At 70.2% G+C, this 20154-nt stretch carries 15 protein-coding genes and 1 rRNA gene; 14 read left to right on the forward strand and 2 right to left on the reverse strand.

Annotation, left to right across the window (positions count from 1 at the left end; genetic code table 11):
• Positions 1-110: 110 nt before the first annotated feature.
• The 9 genes from argC (at position 111) to QFZ50_RS03770 (ending at position 10825) form a co-directional block, all read left to right on the forward strand.
• Positions 111-1142: an N-acetyl-gamma-glutamyl-phosphate reductase gene (argC, locus tag QFZ50_RS03730; protein WP_307082032.1), complete on the forward strand. Its 1032-nt coding sequence runs from the start codon at positions 111-113 to the stop codon at positions 1140-1142.
• Entirely contained in the window at positions 1139-2308 is a 1170-nt protein-coding gene (argJ, locus tag QFZ50_RS03735) for a bifunctional glutamate N-acetyltransferase/amino-acid acetyltransferase ArgJ (RefSeq protein WP_307082033.1), read from the forward strand. The genes argC and argJ overlap by 4 nt, the downstream gene beginning before the upstream one ends.
• A gap of 11 nt (positions 2309-2319) precedes the next feature.
• Positions 2320-3303, forward strand: a complete 984-nt coding sequence (argB, locus tag QFZ50_RS03740; protein ID WP_307082035.1) for an acetylglutamate kinase — start codon at positions 2320-2322, stop codon at positions 3301-3303.
• Complete coding sequence (locus tag QFZ50_RS03745) at positions 3300-4547, forward strand: acetylornithine transaminase (protein ID WP_307082037.1); 1248 nt, start codon at positions 3300-3302, stop codon at positions 4545-4547. Before argB ends, QFZ50_RS03745 begins: the two co-directional genes overlap by 4 nt.
• On the forward strand, positions 4544-5509 hold the full coding sequence (gene argF / locus QFZ50_RS03750; protein ID WP_307082039.1) for an ornithine carbamoyltransferase: 966 nt from the start codon (positions 4544-4546) through the stop codon (positions 5507-5509). The genes QFZ50_RS03745 and argF overlap by 4 nt, the downstream gene beginning before the upstream one ends.
• Complete coding sequence (locus QFZ50_RS03755; RefSeq protein WP_307082041.1) at positions 5506-6045, forward strand: arginine repressor; 540 nt, start codon at positions 5506-5508, stop codon at positions 6043-6045. The genes argF and QFZ50_RS03755 overlap by 4 nt, the downstream gene beginning before the upstream one ends.
• 160 nt (positions 6046-6205) lie before the next feature.
• A complete protein-coding gene (locus QFZ50_RS03760) occupies positions 6206-7408 on the forward strand; it encodes an argininosuccinate synthase (RefSeq protein ID WP_307082043.1) in 1203 nt (400 codons plus the stop codon).
• Positions 7408-8838, forward strand: a complete 1431-nt coding sequence (argH, locus tag QFZ50_RS03765) for an argininosuccinate lyase (protein ID WP_307082045.1) — start codon at positions 7408-7410, stop codon at positions 8836-8838. Before QFZ50_RS03760 ends, argH begins: the two co-directional genes overlap by 1 nt.
• A gap of 121 nt (positions 8839-8959) precedes the next feature.
• Positions 8960-10825, forward strand: coding sequence for an ABC transporter ATP-binding protein (locus QFZ50_RS03770; RefSeq protein WP_307082047.1), 1866 nt, complete (start codon positions 8960-8962; stop codon positions 10823-10825).
• Between the two features lie 46 nt (positions 10826-10871).
• Here QFZ50_RS03770 and QFZ50_RS03775 read toward each other — a convergent pair whose 3' ends face one another.
• Positions 10872-11417, reverse strand: a complete 546-nt coding sequence (locus QFZ50_RS03775; protein ID WP_307082049.1) for a methylated-DNA--[protein]-cysteine S-methyltransferase — start codon at positions 11415-11417, stop codon at positions 10872-10874.
• A gap of 40 nt (positions 11418-11457) precedes the next feature.
• Entirely contained in the window at positions 11458-13008 is a 1551-nt protein-coding gene (locus tag QFZ50_RS03780) for an Ada metal-binding domain-containing protein (protein ID WP_307082051.1), read from the reverse strand.
• 92 nt (positions 13009-13100) lie between these two features.
• On the opposite strand from QFZ50_RS03780, the gene QFZ50_RS03785 reads away from it, so the two are divergent.
• The 5 genes from QFZ50_RS03785 (at position 13101) to QFZ50_RS03805 (ending at position 20087) form a co-directional block, all read left to right on the forward strand.
• Positions 13101-13745 carry a DNA-3-methyladenine glycosylase gene (locus QFZ50_RS03785; protein WP_373462243.1) on the forward strand — a complete coding sequence of 215 codons (645 nt, stop codon included), beginning with the start codon at positions 13101-13103 and terminating at the stop codon, positions 13743-13745.
• An 80-nt stretch (positions 13746-13825) separates the two neighbouring features.
• Complete coding sequence (locus tag QFZ50_RS03790) at positions 13826-14329, forward strand: adenine phosphoribosyltransferase (protein WP_307086651.1); 504 nt, start codon at positions 13826-13828, stop codon at positions 14327-14329.
• Positions 14330-14377: 48 nt separating this feature from the next.
• Entirely contained in the window at positions 14378-16630 is a 2253-nt protein-coding gene (locus QFZ50_RS03795; protein ID WP_307082053.1) for a HelD family protein, read from the forward strand.
• Positions 16631-16642: 12 nt separating this feature from the next.
• Positions 16643-17965, forward strand: coding sequence for a tyrosine--tRNA ligase (tyrS, locus tag QFZ50_RS03800; protein ID WP_307082055.1), 1323 nt, complete (start codon positions 16643-16645; stop codon positions 17963-17965).
• Positions 17966-18553: 588 nt separating this feature from the next.
• Positions 18554-20087: ribosomal RNA gene (locus tag QFZ50_RS03805) — 16S ribosomal RNA — on the forward strand.
• Positions 20088-20154: the final 67 nt, after the last annotated feature.

Below are 20154 nucleotides of genomic sequence, written 5' to 3' on the forward strand. Positions count from 1 at the left end.
GTGCCGGGACACCCGGTGCGGGTTCTTCGCTTCATCGGCGGTGCGTCGCCGACCGGTTCGACTGCATAACTATGTGAAAGTATGCATGGAGTTGCTGTAGGGTTGGGTGCATGACGTTCACCGCAGCGGTTTCAGGGGCCAGTGGCTATGCCGGAGGGGAGCTCCTGCGCCTCCTGGCGAACCACCCCGACATCGAGATCGGAGCGATCACGGCGCACAGCAACGCCGGATCGACCCTCGGCGAGCTGCAGCCCCACCTGCACTCCCTCGCCGACCGCGTGCTCCAGGACACCACGCCCGAGGTGCTCGCGGGACACGACGTCGTCTTCCTCGCACTGCCGCACGGCGCCAGCGCCGAGATCGCCGCGCAGCTGTCGCCCGGGACGCTGGTCATCGACGCCGGGGCCGACCACCGGCTGCAGGACCCGGCCGCGTGGGAGAAGTTCTACGGGTCGGCACACGCCGGCACCTGGCCCTACGGGCTACCCGAACTTCCCGGCCACCGGGCGGACCTCGCAGGGGCACGCCGCATCGCCGTCCCGGGCTGCTATCCCACGAGCGTATTGCTCGCACTCGCCCCCGGTTTCGCCGCCGGCCTTTTGGAGCCCGACGACGTCGTCGTCGTCTCCGCCTCCGGCACCTCCGGCGCGGGCAAGGCGGCCAAGCCCGGCCTCATCGGCTCCGAGGTCATGGGCGGCATGAGCCCCTACGGCGTGGGCGGCGGGCACCGCCACACCCCCGAGATGGAGCAGGGCCTCGGCCTCGCGGCCGGCGAGCCCGTCTCGCTGTCCTTCACCCCCACCCTCGCGCCCATGGCCCGCGGCATCCTGACGACGGCGACCGCGCGGGTGAAGCCGGGCGTCGGGTACGCGCAGCTGCGCGCCGCATGGGAGGCGGCCTACGCGGACGAGCCGTTCGTCCGGGTCCTGCCCGAGGGCCAGTGGCCCGCCACGAAATCGGTGCTCGGCAGCAACCATGCCGCCCTGCAGCTCGCCTTCGACGACCACGCGGGCCGCGTGATCGTCAGCAGCGTCATCGACAACCTCACCAAGGGGACCGCCGGCGGCGCCGTGCAGTCCATGAACATCGCCCTCGGCCTCGACGAGACCGCGGGCCTGACCATCCAGGGGATCGCACCATGAGCATCACCTATCCGGGCGGGTTCCGCGCCGCGGGTGTCGCCGCCGGCCTCAAGAGCACCGGCAAGCCCGACGTCGCGCTCGTCGTCAACGACGGTCCCCTGCACAACGCGGCCGCCGTCTTCACCTCCAACCGCGTGGCGGCAGCGCCCGTGCTGTGGTCGCGCCAGGTCGTGTCCGACGGACGCGTGGACGCCGTCGTCCTCAACTCCGGAGGAGCCAACGCGTGCACCGGAGCAGAGGGGTTCCAGAACACCCACCGGACGGCGGAGGTCGCCGCCGGGCTGCTCGGCGTCTCGGCGACCGACGTGTTCGTCTGCTCCACGGGCCTGATCGGTGAACAGCTCCCCATGGACAAGCTCCTCGCGGGGGTGGCCGACGCGGTCGGATCACTCGGCAGGGGAGGCGGACCCACAGCTGCCGAGGCGATCAGGACCACCGACACCGTGTCCAAGGAGGCGCGGTACCCGGCCACCGCCGACTCCGCGAGCGAGGGATACGCCATCGGTGGCATGGCCAAGGGGGCCGGCATGCTCGCACCGGGTCTCGCCACCATGCTCGTGGTCCTCACGACGGACGCGGCGCTGGACGCCGCCGCCCTCGACGCCGCCCTGCGGGAAGCCACCCGCGTGAGCTTCGACAGGACCGACGCCGACGGCTGCATGTCGACGAACGACACCGTCGTCCTCCTCGCGTCCGGCTCCGCGGGTGTCGCCCCGGACCAGACCCAGTTCACGGAGGCGCTCACGCAGGTGTGCCTCGACCTCGCCGCGCAGCTCATCCACGACGCCGAGGGCGCGAGCCACACCATCGCCGTGACCACCGTGAACGCCGCCTCCGAGCGCGATGCCGAGGTGGTCTCCCGCGCCGTCGCCCGCTCCAACCTCTTCAAGACCGCGATCTTCGGCAACGACCCGAACTGGGGCCGGGTGCTGGCGGCGGTCGGGACCACGGACGCCGTGTTCGAGCCCGAGCAGCTCAACGTGTCCATGAACGGCGTGCAGATCTGCCGGGACGGCGGCATCGGGGAGTCGCGGGACCTCGTGGACCTCACGGCACACGATGTCACGGTCGAGATCGACCTCGCCGCCGGGACGGCGAGCGCGACCATCTGGACGAACGACCTCACGCACGAGTACGTGCACGAGAACTCCGCGTACTCGAGCTGACGGGACACACCATGACAGACGTCCGACCGACCGAGGCGGGACCGTCGGCCTCGACGCTGCGGGCCCAGGACAAGGCCGCCACCCTGATGGAAGCCCTGCCGTGGATCCAGCGGTTCGCCGGTACCACCATGGTCGTCAAGTACGGCGGCAACGCGATGGTGGACGACGCCATGCGGCGCGCCTTCGCGGAGGACATCGTCTTCCTGCACCACGTCGGCATCCGTCCCGTCGTCGTCCACGGGGGAGGGCCGCAGATCAACGCGATGCTGGAGAAACTGGGCATCGAGTCCGAGTTCAAGGGCGGTCTGCGCGTCACGACCCCCGAGGCGATGGACGTGGTGCGGATGGTCCTCACCGGGCAGGTGGGCCGCGAACTGGTGGGCCTCATCAATTCGCACGGTCCCTACGCGGTCGGGCTGTCGGGGGAGGACGGCGGACTGCTCCGCGCGGTCCGCACCGGCACCGTCGTCGACGGCGAGCCCGTGGACCTCGGGCTCGTCGGCGAGGTGACCGCCGTGCACCCGGGGGCGATCCTCGACATCCTGCAGGCAGGGCGCATCCCCGTCATCTCCACCGTCGCCCCCGAGTACGACGACGACGGCGACGCCACCCAGCAGGTGCTCAACGTCAACGCCGACTCGGCGGCCGCGGCGCTCGCCGCGGCCCTCGGAGCGTCGAAGCTCGTGATCCTCACCGACGTCGAGGGCCTCTACGCCGCCTGGCCGGACCGCAGCTCCCTCATCTCCTCCCTCTCCGCCTCCCAACTGCGTGAACTCCTGCCCAGCCTGCAGTCCGGCATGATCCCCAAGATGAAGGCCTGCCTGCAGGCCGTCGACGCCGGCGTCGAGCGCGCGCACATCGTGGACGGGCGCCTGGCCCACTCGATGCTGCTGGAGACCTTCACCACCGCGGGCATCGGCACACAGGTCGTCCCGGACACCGACACCGACACGGCCACCGACACCGACACCGCCACGGCAGGAGCACCCTCATGACCGACACCGGAACCGCGACCCCGGCCGACGCGCTCCCGGGCACGGCCTCGGGCGCCGACTGGCTCGCCCGGTACAACGGGGCGCTGCTGGGCGTGTTCGGCACGCCGCAGCGCGTCCTCGTGCGCGGCTCGGGCTGCACGGTGTGGGACGCCGACGGCAACGAGTACCTCGACCTGCTCGCAGGGATCGCCGTGAACGCCCTCGGCCACGCACACCCCTTCGTCACGTCCGTCGTCTCGGCCCAGCTCGCGACCCTCGGCCACATCTCGAACTTCTTCACGAGCCCCACGCAGGTGGCGCTCGCGGAGAAGCTGCTCGAGCTCTCCGAGGCGCCCGCCGGTTCGCGCGTCTTCTTCACCAACTCCGGCGCCGAGGCCCTCGAGGCCGCGGTGAAGCTGGCGCGCCGCAACAGCACGCCGGAGCGCCACCGCATCCTCGCCCTCGACGGTGCCTTCCACGGCAGGACGATGGGAGCGCTCGCCCTCACCTCGAAGACGGCCTACCGTGCACCGTTCGAGCCGCTGCCGGGGGGCGTGGAGCACATCCCGTTCGACGACGTCGATGCCCTGCGCGCCGCCATGGACGACTCGGTGGCGGCCCTGGTGCTCGAACCGATCCAGGGCGAGGCCGGCGTCCGTCCGCTCTCACCGGAGTACCTCCGCGCCGCCCGCGAACTGACCCGCGAGCACGGGGCCCTCCTGATCCTCGACGAGGTCCAGTCGGGCATCGCGCGGACGGGCCGCTGGTTCGCCCACCAGTGGGTCGACGGCGTGGTCCCGGACGCCATGACCCTCGCCAAGGGCCTCGGCGGCGGCTTCCCCGTCGGCGCCCTCGTCACCTTCGGCGAGGACGTCTCGGCGCTTCTCTCGGCGGGCCAGCACGGCACCACCTTCGGCGGCAACCCGGTCGCCACGGCGGCAGGACTGGCGACCCTCCATACGCTCGAATCATCCGGTGCGCTGCAGCACGTGGCCGACGTCGGCGCCTTTTTTCGGGAGCACCTCGCCGCCGTGCAGGGTGTCACGGCGGTGCGGGGTGCGGGCCTGCTCATCGGGTTCGACCTCGACGGCGAGTACGCCCCGGCAGCGGTGCAGGCCGCTCTCGCTGCAGGGTTCATCATCAACGCGACCGGCCCCGGCACCATCCGCCTCGCACCTCCGCTGATCCTCACGCGGGAGCAGGCGGCGAGCTTCCTCGACGCCCTGCCCTCGATCCTCACGACTGCCCGGGAGGCACTCTCATGACGCGCCACTTCCTCGTCGATACGGACCTCTCGCCCGCCGAGCAGGCGGAGGTCCTCGACCTCGCCGCGGAACTCAAGGCGAAGCCCTACTCCCACGCCCCCTACGCGGCCGAGGGGGCGGGCCGCAGGACCGTCGCCGTCATCTTCGACAAGACCTCCACGCGCACCCGCGTGTCCTTCGCCGCCGGGATCGCGGACCTGGGCGGAGTGCCGCTCATCATCGGGGCGGGCGACTCCCAGCTCGGCCACAAGGAATCCATCACCGACACCGCCAAGGTGCTCGAGCGGATGGTCGCGACGATCGTCTGGCGCACCTACGCCCAGGCTGGCCTCGAGGAGATGGCGGCCGCGTCGAGCGTCCCCGTCATCAACGCCCTCTCCGACGACTACCACCCGTGCCAGCTGCTGGCGGACCTCCTCACCATCCGCGAGCACAAGGGCACCCTCGCCGGGCTGACCATGACCTACCTCGGGGACAGCGCCAACAACATGGCCAACTCCTACCTCCTCGCCGGTGCCACCGCCGGCATGCACGTCCGGATCGCGGGGCCGGAGGGCTACCTCCCCGACCCCGCGGTCGTGGGCGCGGCGGAGCAGCGCGCCGCCGAGACCGGCGGGTCGGTCCTCGTGACCACGGATGCCGTCGCCGCGCTCGCGGGTGCGGACGTCGTCGCCACGGACACGTGGGTGTCCATGGGGCAGGAGGACGAGAAGGCCGCGCGGCAGGAGCTCTTCCGCGCGTACGCCGTCGACGCGGCGGCCATGGTGCACGCCGCCCCCGACGCCGTCGTGCTCCACTGCCTGCCCGCCTACCGCGGGTACGAGATCAGCGCCGACGTCATCGACGGCCCGCAGTCCCTGGTCTGGGACGAGGCGGAGAACCGGCTGCACGCCCAGAAGGCGCTCATGACCTGGCTGGTCGCGCGATCGGGGACGCCGGGGACGACGGGGAGCCCCTCGTGACCGTGCAGCGCGACTCGGCCCGTCCCACCACGAAGACCGCCCGGCACGCCCGGATCACGGACCTGCTCACGGCGCAGTCCGTCCGCTCGCAGGTCGAACTGGCCACGCTCCTCGCGGCGGACGGTGTGCAGGTCAACCAGGGGACGCTCTCGCGGGACCTCGTGGAGCTCGGCGTCGTCCGCGTCCGCGGTGCCGACGGCGCCCTGATCTACGCGGTCCCGGTGGAGGGCGGAGGACGCCACGTGCAGACTGCCGTCTCCCAGGAGATCCTCGATGCGCGGCTGGCGAAACTGTGCAACGAGCTGCTCGTGACCGCCGAGTCCTCGGGCAACATCGTCATCCTGCGCACTCCGCCGGGAGCGGCGAACTTCCTCGCCCTGGCCATCGACCACTCCGTGATGCCCTCGATCCTCGGGACCATCGCGGGCGACGACACCGTGATGCTCGTGAGCCGCGAACCCGACGGCGGCGCCGCCGTCGCCGAGCGGTTCCTCGGCCTCGCGCAGGAACCGCAGGGGCCCGCCGAGCCGTCCTGACCGCGCGCCGCTACGCTTGCCCTGCGCAGGCCGGCCGCCGCATGAAAACCTGAACACCGAACACCCGAACACCTACAGCCACCCATAGACACCCACAGACACCCACAGACACCCACAGACAGCACGGGCGCCCGCCCGGACAATCGAAGGAGCATTTCCCGTGACAGAACGCATCGTCCTCGCCTACTCCGGCGGACTCGACACCTCCGTCGCCATCGGCTGGATCGCGGAAGCCACCGGGGCCGAGGTGATCGCGGTGGCCGTCGACGTCGGACAGGGCGGAGAATCCCTCGAGACCATCCGCCAGCGCGCACTCGGCTGCGGAGCCGTCGAGGCGTACGTGGCCGACGCCCGCGAGGAGTTCGCCACCGACTACTGCATGCCCGCCCTGAAGGCCAACGCCCTCTACATGGACGCCTACCCGCTCGTCTCGGCCCTGTCCCGTCCGGTCATCGTCAAGCACCTCGTCGCCGCCGCGCGCGAGTTCGGCGCGACGACGGTGTCCCACGGCTGCACGGGCAAGGGCAACGATCAGGTGCGCTTCGAGGTGGGCATCCAGACCCTGGGCCCCGACCTGAAGTGCATCGCCCCCGTCCGGGACCTGGCCCTCACCCGCGACAAGGCGATCGCCTTCGCCGAGGAGAAGGGACTGCCGATCGAGACCACCAAGAAGAACCCGTTCTCCATCGACCAGAACGTGTGGGGCCGTGCCGTCGAGACGGGCTTCCTCGAGGACATCTGGAACGGTCCCACCAAGGACGTCTACGACTACACGGCGTCGCCGGAGTTCCCGCCCGCCGTGGACGAGGTCACCATCTCCTTCCGGGAGGGCGTCCCCGTGGCGATCGACGGCCACGCCGTCACCCCGCTGCAGGCCATCGAGGAGCTCAACCGCCGTGCGGGTGCCCAGGGCATCGGCCGCATCGACATCGTCGAGGACCGCCTGGTCGGCATCAAGAGCCGCGAGATCTACGAGGCCCCCGGCGCCATGGCCCTCATCGCCGCGCACCGCGAACTCGAGAACGTGACCATCGAGCGCGAGCAGGCCCGCTTCAAGAAGACCGTCGACCAGCGCTGGACCGAGCTCGTGTACGACGGCCAGTGGTTCTCCCCGCTGAAGCGCTCGCTGGACACCTTCGTGGACGACACGCAGAAGTACGTGACGGGGGACATCCGCATGGACCTCCACGGGGGCCGCGCCACCGTCACCGGCCGCCGCTCGGACGTCGCCCTCTACGACTTCAACCTCGCGACCTACGACTCCGGCGACACCTTCGACCAGTCGATGGCCCGTGGGTTCATCGAGATCTTCGGCCTGTCCTCGAAGGTGGCATCGAGCCGGGACCAGCGGGCGGGCGCCTGATGGCCCCAGTGCACGGTGGCGGGACCAACGAGGGCTCGCTGTGGGGCGGCCGGTTCGCCGGCGGCCCCGCGGACGCCCTCGCCGCCCTCAGCAAGTCGACCCACTTCGACTGGCGCCTGGCCCGGTACGACATCGAGGGATCCCGCGCCCACGCGCGGGTGCTCCACCGGGCGGGCCTGCTCGACGACGCCGAGCTCGCGGGCATGCTGGACGCACTGGACCGGCTCGACGAGGACGTGCGGTCCGGCGCCTACCTGCCGGCCGAGACCGACGAGGACGTGCACGGTTCGCTGGAGCGCGGCCTCATCGAGCGTGCCGGGCCGGCCCTCGGCGGGAAGCTGCGCGCCGGCAGGTCCCGCAACGACCAGGTGGCGACGCTCGGGCGCATGTACCTCAGGGACCACGCCCGGATCATCGCCGGCGGCGTCCTCGCGACGATCGGCGCGCTCGTCGACCAGGCGGAGGCCCACCTCGAGGTGCCCATGCCCGGCCGGACGCACCTGCAGCACGCGCAGCCGGTCCTGCTGAGCCACCACCTGCTCGCCCACGCGTGGGCGCTGCTGCGCGACGTGCAGCGGCTGAAGGACTGGGACCGCCGGGCAGGGGTCTCGCCCTATGGATCGGGCGCGCTGGCGGGTTCGTCCCTCGGGCTCGATCCCGAGGCCGTGGCGGCGGACCTCGGGTTCTTCTCCGCCACGCACAACTCCATCGACGGCACCGCGTCCCGGGACGTCTACGCCGAGTTCGCGTGGGTGACGGCGATGATCGGCGTCGATCTCTCCCGCGTGAGCGAGGAGATCATCATCTGGGCCACGAAGGAGTTCTCCTTCGTCACGCTCGACGACGCGTTCTCCACGGGCTCGTCGATCATGCCGCAGAAGAAGAACCCGGACGTCGCCGAGCTCGCGCGCGGCAAGGCGGGCCGTCTGATCGGTGATCTGACGGGTCTGCTCGCGACGCTCAAGGGCATGCCCCTGGCCTACAACCGCGATCTCCAGGAGGACAAGGAACCGGTGTTCGACGCCGTCGACACGCTCGAGGTCCTCCTGCCCGCGGTGTCCGGCATGATCGCGACGCTGGTCTTCAACACCGGGCGCATGGCGGCGCTCGCACCGCAGGGGTTCGCCCTGGCCACGGACATCGCGGAGTGGCTCGTCCGCCAGGGTGTCCCGTTCCGGGAGGCCCACGAGCTCTCCGGCGCGGCCGTGCGGATCGCGGAGCAGCGCGGCGTCGAACTGTGGGACCTGACGGACGAGGAGTTCGGGGGCATCTCGGCGCATCTCACGCCGGCGGTCCGCGAGGTCCTGACGGTCGAGGGGTCCCTGGCGAGCCGCGACGCGCAGGGCGGTACGGCCCCGTCCGCCGTCCGGCGCCAGCTCTCCGCCCTGCGGGCGGAGCTGGACGACGTCGCGGGGTACGCGGCGGCCTGATCCGGACGCGGCGTGGCCCCTTCCCGGGACCACGCCGCACGGACGGCGGGCGCCCTGTCGCCCTGCTACGCCTGCCGCGAAGTCCTTTGACAGGCCCGTGCACCCGGCGCAGGGTGTGTGCATGCAGCCCACCGACCAGCGCGCCACCCTCCGCGAGTTCTTCCCCTACCTGCGGGGGCACGTCCGTGTCCTCGTCGTGGTCGCCGTCGTGTCCCTGGTCTCGACCGGGCTGGCGATCGCCCAGCCCCTCATGGTGCAGCAGCTCGTCAACGCCGTGTCGGCGAGCCGCCCGGCCACGGTGTTCGTGTGGCTCCTCGTCGCCATCACCCTCGGCGGAGCCGTGTTCGGGGCCGCCCAGTCCTACCTGCTGCAGCGCACCGCCGAGTCGGTGGTCCTCGGCGTGCGCCGGTCGCTGGTCGGCCGGCTGCTCGCCCTGCCGATCCGCGAGTTCGACCGGCGCCGGGTCGGCGACCTCATGTCGCGTGTCGGCTCGGACACCACCCTGATGCGCAGCGTCATCACCTCGGGCCTGTTCGAGATCGTCTCGTCCGTTCTGATGTTCTTCGCGGCCGTCGTGCTGATGGTGCTCATCGATCCGCTGCTCTTCGCGATCACCCTGGCCGCGGTGCTGCTGGGTGCGGGCGGGGTGCTGTTCCTCGGTCGGCTGATCCGCAGGCGCAGCCGCGATGTGCAGGACGCCGTCGGCTCCATGACCGCGGCCGTGGAGCGGGGCCTGTCGGGGATCCGCACCATCAAGGCCTCCGTCGCCGAGCAGCGCGAAGCGGCCGTGATCGACGTGGAAGCCACGAAGGCCTACCGGGCCGGCATCGCCATGGCACGTCTCCAGGCCGCCGTCCAGCCCATCATGTCGATCTGCGTCCAGGGCGCCTTCATCGTGGTGCTCGCCGTCGGCGGCATCCGCGTCGCGGCGGGCGAACTGCTGCTCGGCGACCTCATCGCGTTCATCCTCTACCTGTTCCTGCTCGTGATGCCGATCGGTTCGGCCATGAGCGCCTTCGTGCAGATCCAGTCCGGGCTGGCCGCGCTCGACCGCATCCAGGAGATCGCGCGGCTCGAGCCCGAGCGGACCGACGAGGAGCGTCCCGCCCCGACGGAGCCGGTCACGGCACCAGCGACCGCGAGCGGTCCGATCGAACTCCGTGACGTCAGCTTCCGCTACGCCGCGGCGGACGGTGCCGCCGGTGGGCCGCCCGCACCCGCGTCCGGGGGCGCGCCCGCCCGGAGGGGTCCTTCGTCACCGGATCCCCTGCAGGCCCTCGACCCGGTCGACGGCGACCCGCTGGTCCTCGACGGTGTGAGCTTCTCCGTCCCCGCGGGAAGCCGCACGGCACTCGTCGGCCCGTCGGGTGCCGGCAAATCCACAGTGCTCGCGCTCCTGGAACGGTTCTACGAGCCGACGGGCGGCAGCATCACCGTCGACGGCACCGCGCTGGCCCGGATCCCGCGCTCCGAGCTCCGTTCACGCATCGGCCTCGTGGAACAGGAGGCCCCGGTCCTCAGCGGGACCCTCGCCGACAACCTCCGGCTCGCAGCCCCGGAGGCGACCGACGACCAGCTTCGCCGCGTCCTCGCCGCCGTGGGCCTCGACGAACTCGGCGAGCGGTCCGACGACGGCCTCGACCTCAACCTGGGGGAGGACGGCATCCGCCTCTCCGGCGGACAGCGGCAGCGCCTCGCCTGGGCCCGGGTGATCCTCGCGGACCGCCCCGTCCTGCTGATGGACGAGCCGACGTCCGCCGTGGACTCCCGGACCGAGCAGCTCCTCCAGCGGACGCTGGGGGAGGCCTCGCGGGACCGGACGGTCGTCGTCGTCGCCCACCGCCTGTCGACGATCGCCGACTTCGACCAGATCGTGGTCCTGGACCAGGGGCGCGTCGAGGCCGTGGGCACGCATCAGGAGCTCCTCGAGAGCAGCGACCTGTACCGCGACATGGCGGCCCGCCAGCGCCTCGTGGCACACGCCTGACCCTCCGCGCGGACGCCCGGTTCGGGCGGTCCGGGCGGAGGGCCGGTCAGGCCTCCTGCGCCCGGCCGGACTCCCGATCGAGCAGCCGCTGCTTCACCGGCAGCCCCCACCGGAACCCGCCGAGCGTGCCGTCGGTGCGGATGATCCTGTGGCACGGGACGAAGAGCGCCGCGGCGTTCTTGGCGCAGGCCGCCGCAGCGGCGCGGACGGCCGTGGGGTTGCCGGCGCGCTCGGCGTACTGGAGGTACGTGACCGGTGCCCCCGGCCGGACGGTGCGGAGGACCTCCCAGGCATGGACCCGGAACGGTCCCGAGGACTGCCGGACCCGCACCGTCGTGATGGCCTCGAAGTCGCCGTCGTAGTAGCGGGCGACGGCGTCGAGGATCGGCTGCACCGACGACGCGGCAGGATCGAAGCCCACCGCCCTGATGCTCGGGTGGATCTGCCCGGTGAGCTCGGAGGGGAGGTCCGTCCAGCCGGAGGACAGTACTGCGCCCTCCGCCTCGATGACGGTGAAGGCGCCGTCGGGCGTGTCGATCGTGGTGGTGGTGGCGCCGCGCAGCGGGGCGGTGGGGGCGAGTGTGGCGGTCATGGCGGGAATCCCTTCGGTGGTCACGGGTAGGCGGAGCGGGTCAGGCGACGGCGTCGAGCGGAGCCCCGCCGCCTGTGCGGGCGGTCCGTCGTCCGGCCTCCCTCCACAGGTGCACGGTCGCGTACGAGCGCCAGGGGCGGACGGTGTCCATCGCGTCGGCGAGCGAGGGGCCCGACGGCGCCGGGACGCCGTCGTCCGGCCGATCGGCGTCCCGGCCGGCGAGGCGCCAGCCCAGGCGCACGGCGGCATCGGTGGGCAGGTTCGTGTCGGGGTGGCCGAGGACCCGCATGGTGACGTAGTCCGCGGTCCAGGGGCCGATGCCGGGCAGCTGCAGCAGCTCGGCGCGCAGTGTCTCGGGGCGGGCTCCCACCCCGATCTCGAGGGAACCCGACGCCAGGCCGTGGACCGCGGCCCGCAGGGCATCGTTCCGTCGGCGGGGCCCGCGCAGGAGCGGCTCGGGTGCCTCCGCGAGGTCCTGCGCCGACGGGAACATCCTCGACAGGCCGGTGCCCGGTGCCTCGACGGCGGGACCCGCCGTGGCGAGGCGGCCGAGGGCCGTCCTGGCCGCGGCGACGGTCACCTGCTGGCCGACGATGGCCCGGACGAGTGTCTCGTGGGGATCCACGGACCCGGGAAGACGCAGTCCCGGCGTGGCCGCGGTGAGACGTGCGAAGGTCGGGTGCCGGCGGAGGGCCGCGTCGATGGCCACCGGGTCGGCGTCGAGGTCGAAGAGCCGCCGGATCCGGCTCAGCAGGGCCGGCAGATCACCCAGCCCCGCCACCGAGACCGTCACGGGCAGGGCGGCCTGCCCCCTGCCGCGCGCTTCGACGGCGCCCGCCCTGAACCAGGCGGGGCCCGCGGGCAGGTGGAGGAGCCTCTCGTAGCCCGATCCGCCGGCCTGTTCCACCCCCTCCACCGCCCGTGCGGCGAGGAACCGGAAGATCCCGTTGTCGTAGGGCAGGCGCGTCGGCAGGAACAGGGGGATCCGGAGCGGACCGCCGGAAGCCGCCTCCTCGCCCGCGTGCCCGCGGAGCTGCCGGGAGGCGTCCCGCAGCTGTCCGGGCGTGAGGTCGAAGACCTGCTGCACGGTGTCGTTGAACTGACGGATGCTCCCGAAGCCGGCTGCGAACGCGACGTCGGAGAACCGCAGCGTCGATGCGGTGAGCAGGGCCCTGGCGGTCTGGGCGCGGTGGGCGCGGGCCAGCGAGAGCGCCCCGGCCCCCAGTTCGTCCTTGAGGATGCGGTTGAGGTGGCGGGCCGAGTACCCGAGCCGGGCTGCGAGGCCGGCGACTCCCGCCCGGTCCACCTCGCCGTCGGCGATGAGGCGCATGGCGCGGGCCGCGGCATCGCTGCGGAGGTTCCATTCCGGGTCACCGGGGACGGCCTCGGGCAGGCACCGCTTGCACGCCCGGTACCCGGCCTCGTGGGCGGCGGCCGAGGTGCGGTAGAAGGTGACGTTGGAGGGCTTCGGGGTGCGGGCGGGGCAGGAGGGCCGGCAGTAGATGCCCGTGCTCGAGACCGCGGTGACGAACTGCCCGTCGAAGCGCACATCGCGCGCGTCGATCGCCCGGTACTGCTGCCAGAAGTCCATGTCGTCATCCTGCCACCCCCCGGAGGATGGAACTAGCGGGTTTCGGACACTGCGGCAGGACCCGCGCGGGTCGGGCTTGCTACGGTCGACGGGTGGTCGATCAGAGCGGGACGGCAGCGGACGTACGGGCCAGGCTGGGCGGCAGCGCCCTCGGCGTCGCCCCTTGGCTGCTCGGGGCGCAGCTCAGCCACACGGGCGACGACGGCGGGGTAACGGTCCGCATCTCGGAGGTGGAGGCCTACCTCGGCCCCGACGACCCCGGCTCGCACGCCTTCCGCGGGAAGACCGCGCGGAACGCCACCATGTTCGGCCCGGCCGGCCACCTCTACGTCTACTTCACCTACGGCATGCACTACTGCGCCAACATCGTGTGCGGGTCGGAGGGGTGGGCCACGGGTCTCCTCCTGCGCGCGGGGGAGATCACCGAGGGCGTGGACCTCGCCCGCGTGCGGCGCTCCCACCCGGCGACGGACCTCGACCTCGCACGGGGGCCGGCCCGGCTCGCGCAGGCACTGGGCCTCGACCGCGCGGCTGATGGAGCGGATGTGCTCGCGCACCCCTTCCGGCTCGCCCTCCCGGACACGCCCCCGACGGACATCGCCCGCGGCCCGCGCGTCGGTGTGAGCGGGATCGCCGGGACCGCTCAGTACCCGTGGCGTTTCTGGCTGCCCGGGGATCCGACGGTCTCGCGCTACCGTCCCGGTAAGCGCCCCGCAGCACGTAGTGTTGATCCGTGACAATCAGCGGAGCGGATGCCGGCGGAACCCCGGCGACAGCAGCAGGACCGACCGGACTCGCGGCCGACGCCACGGACGCCATCGACCGCCTCTGCGCCGTCGTCCCCGACTTCCCGTCCCCGGGCATCGTCTTCCGTGACCTCACCCCCGTCTTCTCCGACGCCCGGGCGTTCCGCGCCGTGGTCGACGCGGTCGCGGAGCCTTTCGCCGGATCGTTCGACGCCGTGGCCGGGGTCGAGGCCCGCGGCTTCCTCCTCGCGGCGGCCGTCGCCTACGCGACCGGCACCGGCGTCGTCACGGTGCGCAAGGCCGGCAAGCTGCCCCGCGCCGTGTACAGCGCGTCCTACGACCTCGAATACGGGCAGGCGACGCTCGAGCTCCACCAGTCCGACCTGCCCGCCGGGGCGCGCGTCCTGGTCCTGGACGACGTGCTCGCCACGGGCGGAACGCTCGTCGCCGCATGCGCCTTGCTCGAACAGGCTGGAGCCGTCGTCGCAGGCTGCGGAGTGGTCCTCGAACTCGGCGACCTCGGTGGCCGGGCCAGCCTGGCCGGCCGGAACGTCCACGCGCTGAGAACCGTGTAGTCCACGCGCTAGACTTGACGGTCCGTCTTTGAAGGAAGGTAGTGTCCGATGCACGAGACGTCCCATGCCAGGGCGGAGCTGGACCACGAGCGCCGCTACGTCGACGGTCTGTACCGCCGCCTCGACGAACTCCGTGCCGAGAAGGTCGAGCAGCTCGCGGAGGTCCGGCGCACCCAGGCGGCCGGCTCCCACCAGAACCGCTCGGAGCGCGACGCCTTCGCCACGATGTACGAGGACCGCCTCGCCCAGCTGAACGCCGTCGACGACCGGCTCGTCTTCGGGCGCCTGGACCTGGACAGCGGCGAGGAACGCTACATCGGCCGCATCGGGCTCTCCGACGACGACCTCCGGCAGCTCATGGTGGACTGGCGTGCCCCCGAGGCGGGCACCTTCTACCAGGCCACCGCCTTCGAGCGCATGGGCGTCCGCCGCCGTCGCCACCTCATCCTGTCGCGGCGCGACGTCGTCGCCATCGAGGACGACGTCCTCGACGTCGACCTGCTCGGGGACGACGAGTCCCTGCAGGGTGAGGGCGCCCTGCTCGCCGCGCTGAACTCGCGGCGCACAGGCCAGATGTCGGACATCGTCGGAACCATCCAGGCCGAGCAGGACCGCATCATCCGTGCGCCGCTGCCCGGCGTCACCGTGGTGCAGGGCGGCCCCGGCACCGGGAAGACGGCCGTCGCGCTCCACCGTGCCGCCTACCTCCTCTACACGCACCGGGAGCGGCTGAAGTCCGCCGGCGTGCTGCTGGTCGGACCGACGGACGCCTTCATGAAGTACATCGAACGCGTGTTGCCCTCCCTCGGGGAGACCGGCGTCGTCATGGCCGGCATCGGTACGCTGATGCCCGGCGTGTCGACGGTGCAGGAGACGAGCGAGGCGGCGGCGGCCATCAAGGGCCGCCTCGAGATGGCCCGGGTCCTCCGGAACGCGGTCGCCAACCGTGAGCGGGTGCCGGCCGAGAACAAGCGCCTCAACGTCGAGGGGACCCTGCTGACGCTCACGCCCCGCCAGGTGGCGCGTGCGCGCGAACGGGCGCGGGCCACGGGCAAGCCGCACAACGAAGCGCGCGTGACGTTCGTCAAGATCCTCCTCCGTGAGCTCACCGAGCAGCTGCTGGACAAGCTCGAGGAGTCCTCGGGCGGAGGGAACAACGCGGACCGCTCCTACCTCGCCGAGGACGTCCGCAGCTCGCGCGACGTGCGGATCGCCCTCAACCTCGCCTGGATGCCCCTCACGCCGCAGAAGCTCGTCGCGGAACTCTTCGCGCGTCCCGAGCTGCTCCGCGCAGCGGCCCCGGATCTCACCGACGCGGAGGTGGCCGCCCTGGCCCGGCCCGTCGACGCCCCCTGGACCGAGGCGGACGTCCCCCTGCTCGACGAGGCCGCCGAACTCCTCGGCGAGCTCGATGCGTCCGCGGGGCGGGACAGCTCCGCCCGTGAGCAGGAGCAGAAGCGGGACCTCGCCAATGCGGAGCGGGCCCTCGAGAACGTCAACGCCACGCTCGAGGACGCCGGCGTGGACGGGGTGCTGACGGCCGAGGACCTCGCCCAGCACAACGCCGTCCCGGTGACCCGGCTGTCCGCGGCCGAACGCGCGTCCGGGGACCGCACCTGGGCGTACGGCCACATCGTGGTGGACGAGGCGCAGGAGCTTTCACCCATGCAGTGGCGCCTCCTGATGCGCCGGTGTCCGCTGAAGTCGTTCACCATCGTCGGCGACATCGCGCAGACCAGCTCGGCGGCGGGATCCAGGTCCTGGCAGCAGGCGCTCGAGCCGTTCGTGGGGGAGCGCTGGCAGCTCGAGGAACTGACGGTCAACTACCGCACCCCCTCGCAGATCGCCGAGGCGGCGGTCCGGATGGCCAACGCCGCGGGGCTCGTCGTCTCCGCACCGAAGGCCGTGCGCGAGGGCCGGTTCCCTCCCGTCCTCGATACCGTCCGGGATCTCGTGCCGTCCCTCGTGGACGTCATGCCCGAGGAACTGGCGTCGATCGACGGCGGGCTGCTCGCCGTCATCGCGCCGGACCACCTGGTGCCGGAGGTACGCGCGGCGCTGGTGCCCGTCTACGGCAGCCGTGTCGGTTCGGGTGCGGGCGGGCCGGGCCAGGACATCGTGGTGATCGGCCCCCGCGAGTCGAAGGGCCTGGAATTCGACGGCGTCGTCATCCTCGAACCGCAGGAGATGCTCGATTCGGCGACGGCGCGGGTGGGCGATCTCTACGTGGCGATGACCCGGCCCACGCAGCGCCTCCGCGTCATCTCGACCGGCCGGATTCCTGCAGGTATCGCCGGCTGATAATTTGGAGGGGTGTCCCAGCGAACAAAAACCCCGGTCAGTGGCCTCGAGAGCCAGCGCAACGATCCCTCGTTCGAGAGCATCCATGACGAGCTGGTGTGGCGTGGGCTGATCCACGTCTCCACCGACGAGGCCGAGCTGAAGGAACTGCTCGCCGGCGCGCCCATCACGTTCTACTGCGGATTCGACCCCACGGCGCCCAGCCTGCACCTCGGCAACCTCGTCCAGCTCCTCACGATGCGCCGGCTGCAGCTCGCCGGGCATCGGCCCCTCGGCCTGGTCGGTGGTTCCACCGGCCTCGTCGGCGATCCCCGTCCCACGGCCGAGCGCACCATGAACACCAAGGAGACGGTCGCCGAGTGGGTCGGCTACCTCCAGGGCCAGGTGCAGAAGTTTCTCGACTTCGAGGGCGAGAACGCCGCCCGGATGGTGAACAACCTCGACTGGACCGGCCCGATGAGCGTCATCGACTTCCTGCGCGACGTCGGCAAGTACTTCCGCGTCGGCACGATGATCAAGAAGGAGACGGTCGCCAAGCGCCTGAACTCCGACGAGGGCATCAGCTACACCGAGTTCAGCTACCAGATCCTGCAGGGCATGGACTTCCTCCAGCTGTTCCGCGACTACGGCTGCGTCCTGCAGACCGGCGGTTCGGACCAGTGGGGCAACCTCACCAGCGGCACGGAACTGGTCCGCAAGGTCGAGGGCACGGCCGTGCACGCCATCGGCACGCCGCTGATCACGAACTCCGACGGCACCAAGTTCGGCAAGAGCGAAGGCAACGCCATCTGGCTCGACGCCGCGATGACCAGCCCGTATGCCATGTTCCAGTTCTGGCTCAACACCTCGGACGCCGACGTCACCGAGCGGCTCCGGATCTTCACCTTCCGCAGCCGCGAGGAGATCGACGCGCTCGAGCGGGCGACGGCGGAGCGGCCCCACGAGCGGGCTGCCCAGCGCGCGCTGGCCTACGACGTCACCTCCCTCGTCCACGGCGTGGATGCCACCGAGAAGGTCATCGCCGCGTCGGCCGCCCTCTTCGGGCAGGGCGATCTCACAGTGCTCGACCTCCCCACCCTCGAGGCCGCGACCGCGGAACTGGAATCGGTCGCCATCACCAGGGACGGACTGGGGATCGTGGACCTGCTGGTCGCCTCCGGTCTCTCGGCGAGCAACTCGGCGGCGCGGCGCACCGTCTCCGAGGGCGGGGCGTACGTGAACAACGCGAAGATCACCGACGCGGAGCACACCGTCGGCGACGCCGACCTCCTCCATGGGCGATACCTGCTCGTCCGCCGCGGGAAGCGCAACCTGGCGATGGTCGACGTCGCCTGACCCGCCTGCGGCGCTTTCCACGAGAGCCGGCACGCCCCGAGGGGGTGTGCCGGCTCTCGTCGTTCCTGCACCGCGGTGGTCTTCGCGCTGTGGTGGGGGTGGGGGTGGGGGTGGGGGTGGATTTGGTGGTGGTGGGTTTGTGGTTCTATAGTTATGGAGTTGCCCCGGTGAGGGTGACACATCCCCCCTTTGATTCGAGTTGAAGCTGTTCTGGTGTGTGCTGTGCATGCTGCCGGGATGGGCTTTGGTTCTGTTGTCGGTTGTGTGGGTTCGTTGGTTGGTGGTGGTGCCGGGTTTTTGCCTGGTGGTGCGGCTGGGGAGCGGATTTGCGGGATCGGGGGTGGTGGGGTAGGCTTGTAAAGTTGCTTCGGAGCGAGAACAGATCCGTTTGGTTGTGTTTGGTGCCGGTAGCTCCTGTTGTTTGAGAACTCAATAGTGTGCCAAGTTTGTTGATACCGATTGTTTTTTGATTGGTTGAATTTGCTGGTTGCCGCACCCCGTGTGGTGGCTGGTTTTTTTGGCTGGTTTCGAATTTTGTGCAATGGTGTCACCCGTTTTCCCGGGTGGTGTTGTTGTGTCTGTAATGCATTTACGGAGAGTTTGATCCTGGCTCAGGATGAACGCTGGCGGCGTGCTTAACACATGCAAGTCGAACGATGAACCTCACTTGTGGGGGGATTAGTGGCGAACGGGTGAGTAACACGTGAGTAACCTGCCCTTGACTCTGGGATAAGCCTGGGAAACCGGGTCTAATACTGGATACGACCTTCTGGCGCATGCCATGTTGGTGGAAAGCTTTTGTGGTTTTGGATGGACTCGCGGCCTATCAGCTTGTTGGTGGGGTAATGGCCTACCAAGGCGACGACGGGTAGCCGGCCTGAGAGGGTGACCGGCCACACTGGGACTGAGACACGGCCCAGACTCCTACGGGAGGCAGCAGTGGGGAATATTGCACAATGGGCGCAAGCCTGATGCAGCGACGCCGCGTGAGGGATGAAGGCCTTCGGGTTGTAAACCTCTTTCAGTAGGGAAGAAGTCCATCTTTTGGGTGGGTGACGGTACCTGCAGAAGAAGCGCCGGCTAACTACGTGCCAGCAGCCGCGGTAATACGTAGGGCGCAAGCGTTATCCGGAATTATTGGGCGTAAAGAGCTCGTAGGCGGTTTGTCGCGTCTGCCGTGAAAGTCCGGGGCTTAACTCCGGATCTGCGGTGGGTACGGGCAGACTAGAGTGCAGTAGGGGAGACTGGAATTCCTGGTGTAGCGGTGAAATGCGCAGATATCAGGAGGAACACCGATGGCGAAGGCAGGTCTCTGGGCTGTAACTGACGCTGAGGAGCGAAAGCATGGGGAGCGAACAGGATTAGATACCCTGGTAGTCCATGCCGTAAACGTTGGGCACTAGGTGTGGGGGACATTCCACGTTTTCCGCGCCGTAGCTAACGCATTAAGTGCCCCGCCTGGGGAGTACGGCCGCAAGGCTAAAACTCAAAGGAATTGACGGGGGCCCGCACAAGCGGCGGAGCATGCGGATTAATTCGATGCAACGCGAAGAACCTTACCAAGGCTTGACATGAACCGGAATGATGCAGAGATGTGTCAGCCACTTGTGGCCGGTTTACAGGTGGTGCATGGTTGTCGTCAGCTCGTGTCGTGAGATGTTGGGTTAAGTCCCGCAACGAGCGCAACCCTCGTTCCATGTTGCCAGCGGGTTATGCCGGGGACTCATGGGAGACTGCCGGGGTCAACTCGGAGGAAGGTGGGGACGACGTCAAATCATCATGCCCCTTATGTCTTGGGCTTCACGCATGCTACAATGGCCGGTACAAAGGGTTGCGATACTGTGAGGTGGAGCTAATCCCAAAAAGCCGGTCTCAGTTCGGATTGAGGTCTGCAACTCGACCTCATGAAGTTGGAGTCGCTAGTAATCGCAGATCAGCAACGCTGCGGTGAATACGTTCCCGGGCCTTGTACACACCGCCCGTCAAGTCACGAAAGTTGGTAACACCCGAAGCCGGTGGCCTAACCCCTTGTGGGAGGGAGCCGTCGAAGGTGGGACCGGCGATTGGGACTAAGTCGTAACAAGGTAGCCGTACCGGAAGGTGCGGCTGGATCACCTCCTTTCTAAGGAGCGCCTCAGGTTCATGTCGTCCATCCTCAGTGGTGGGTGTGTGGCCTGCAGGAGTCAGCC

It is taken from the genome of Arthrobacter agilis (assembly GCF_030816075.1).
In the GTDB taxonomy this organism is placed as follows: domain Bacteria; phylum Actinomycetota; class Actinomycetes; order Actinomycetales; family Micrococcaceae; genus Arthrobacter_D; species Arthrobacter_D agilis_E.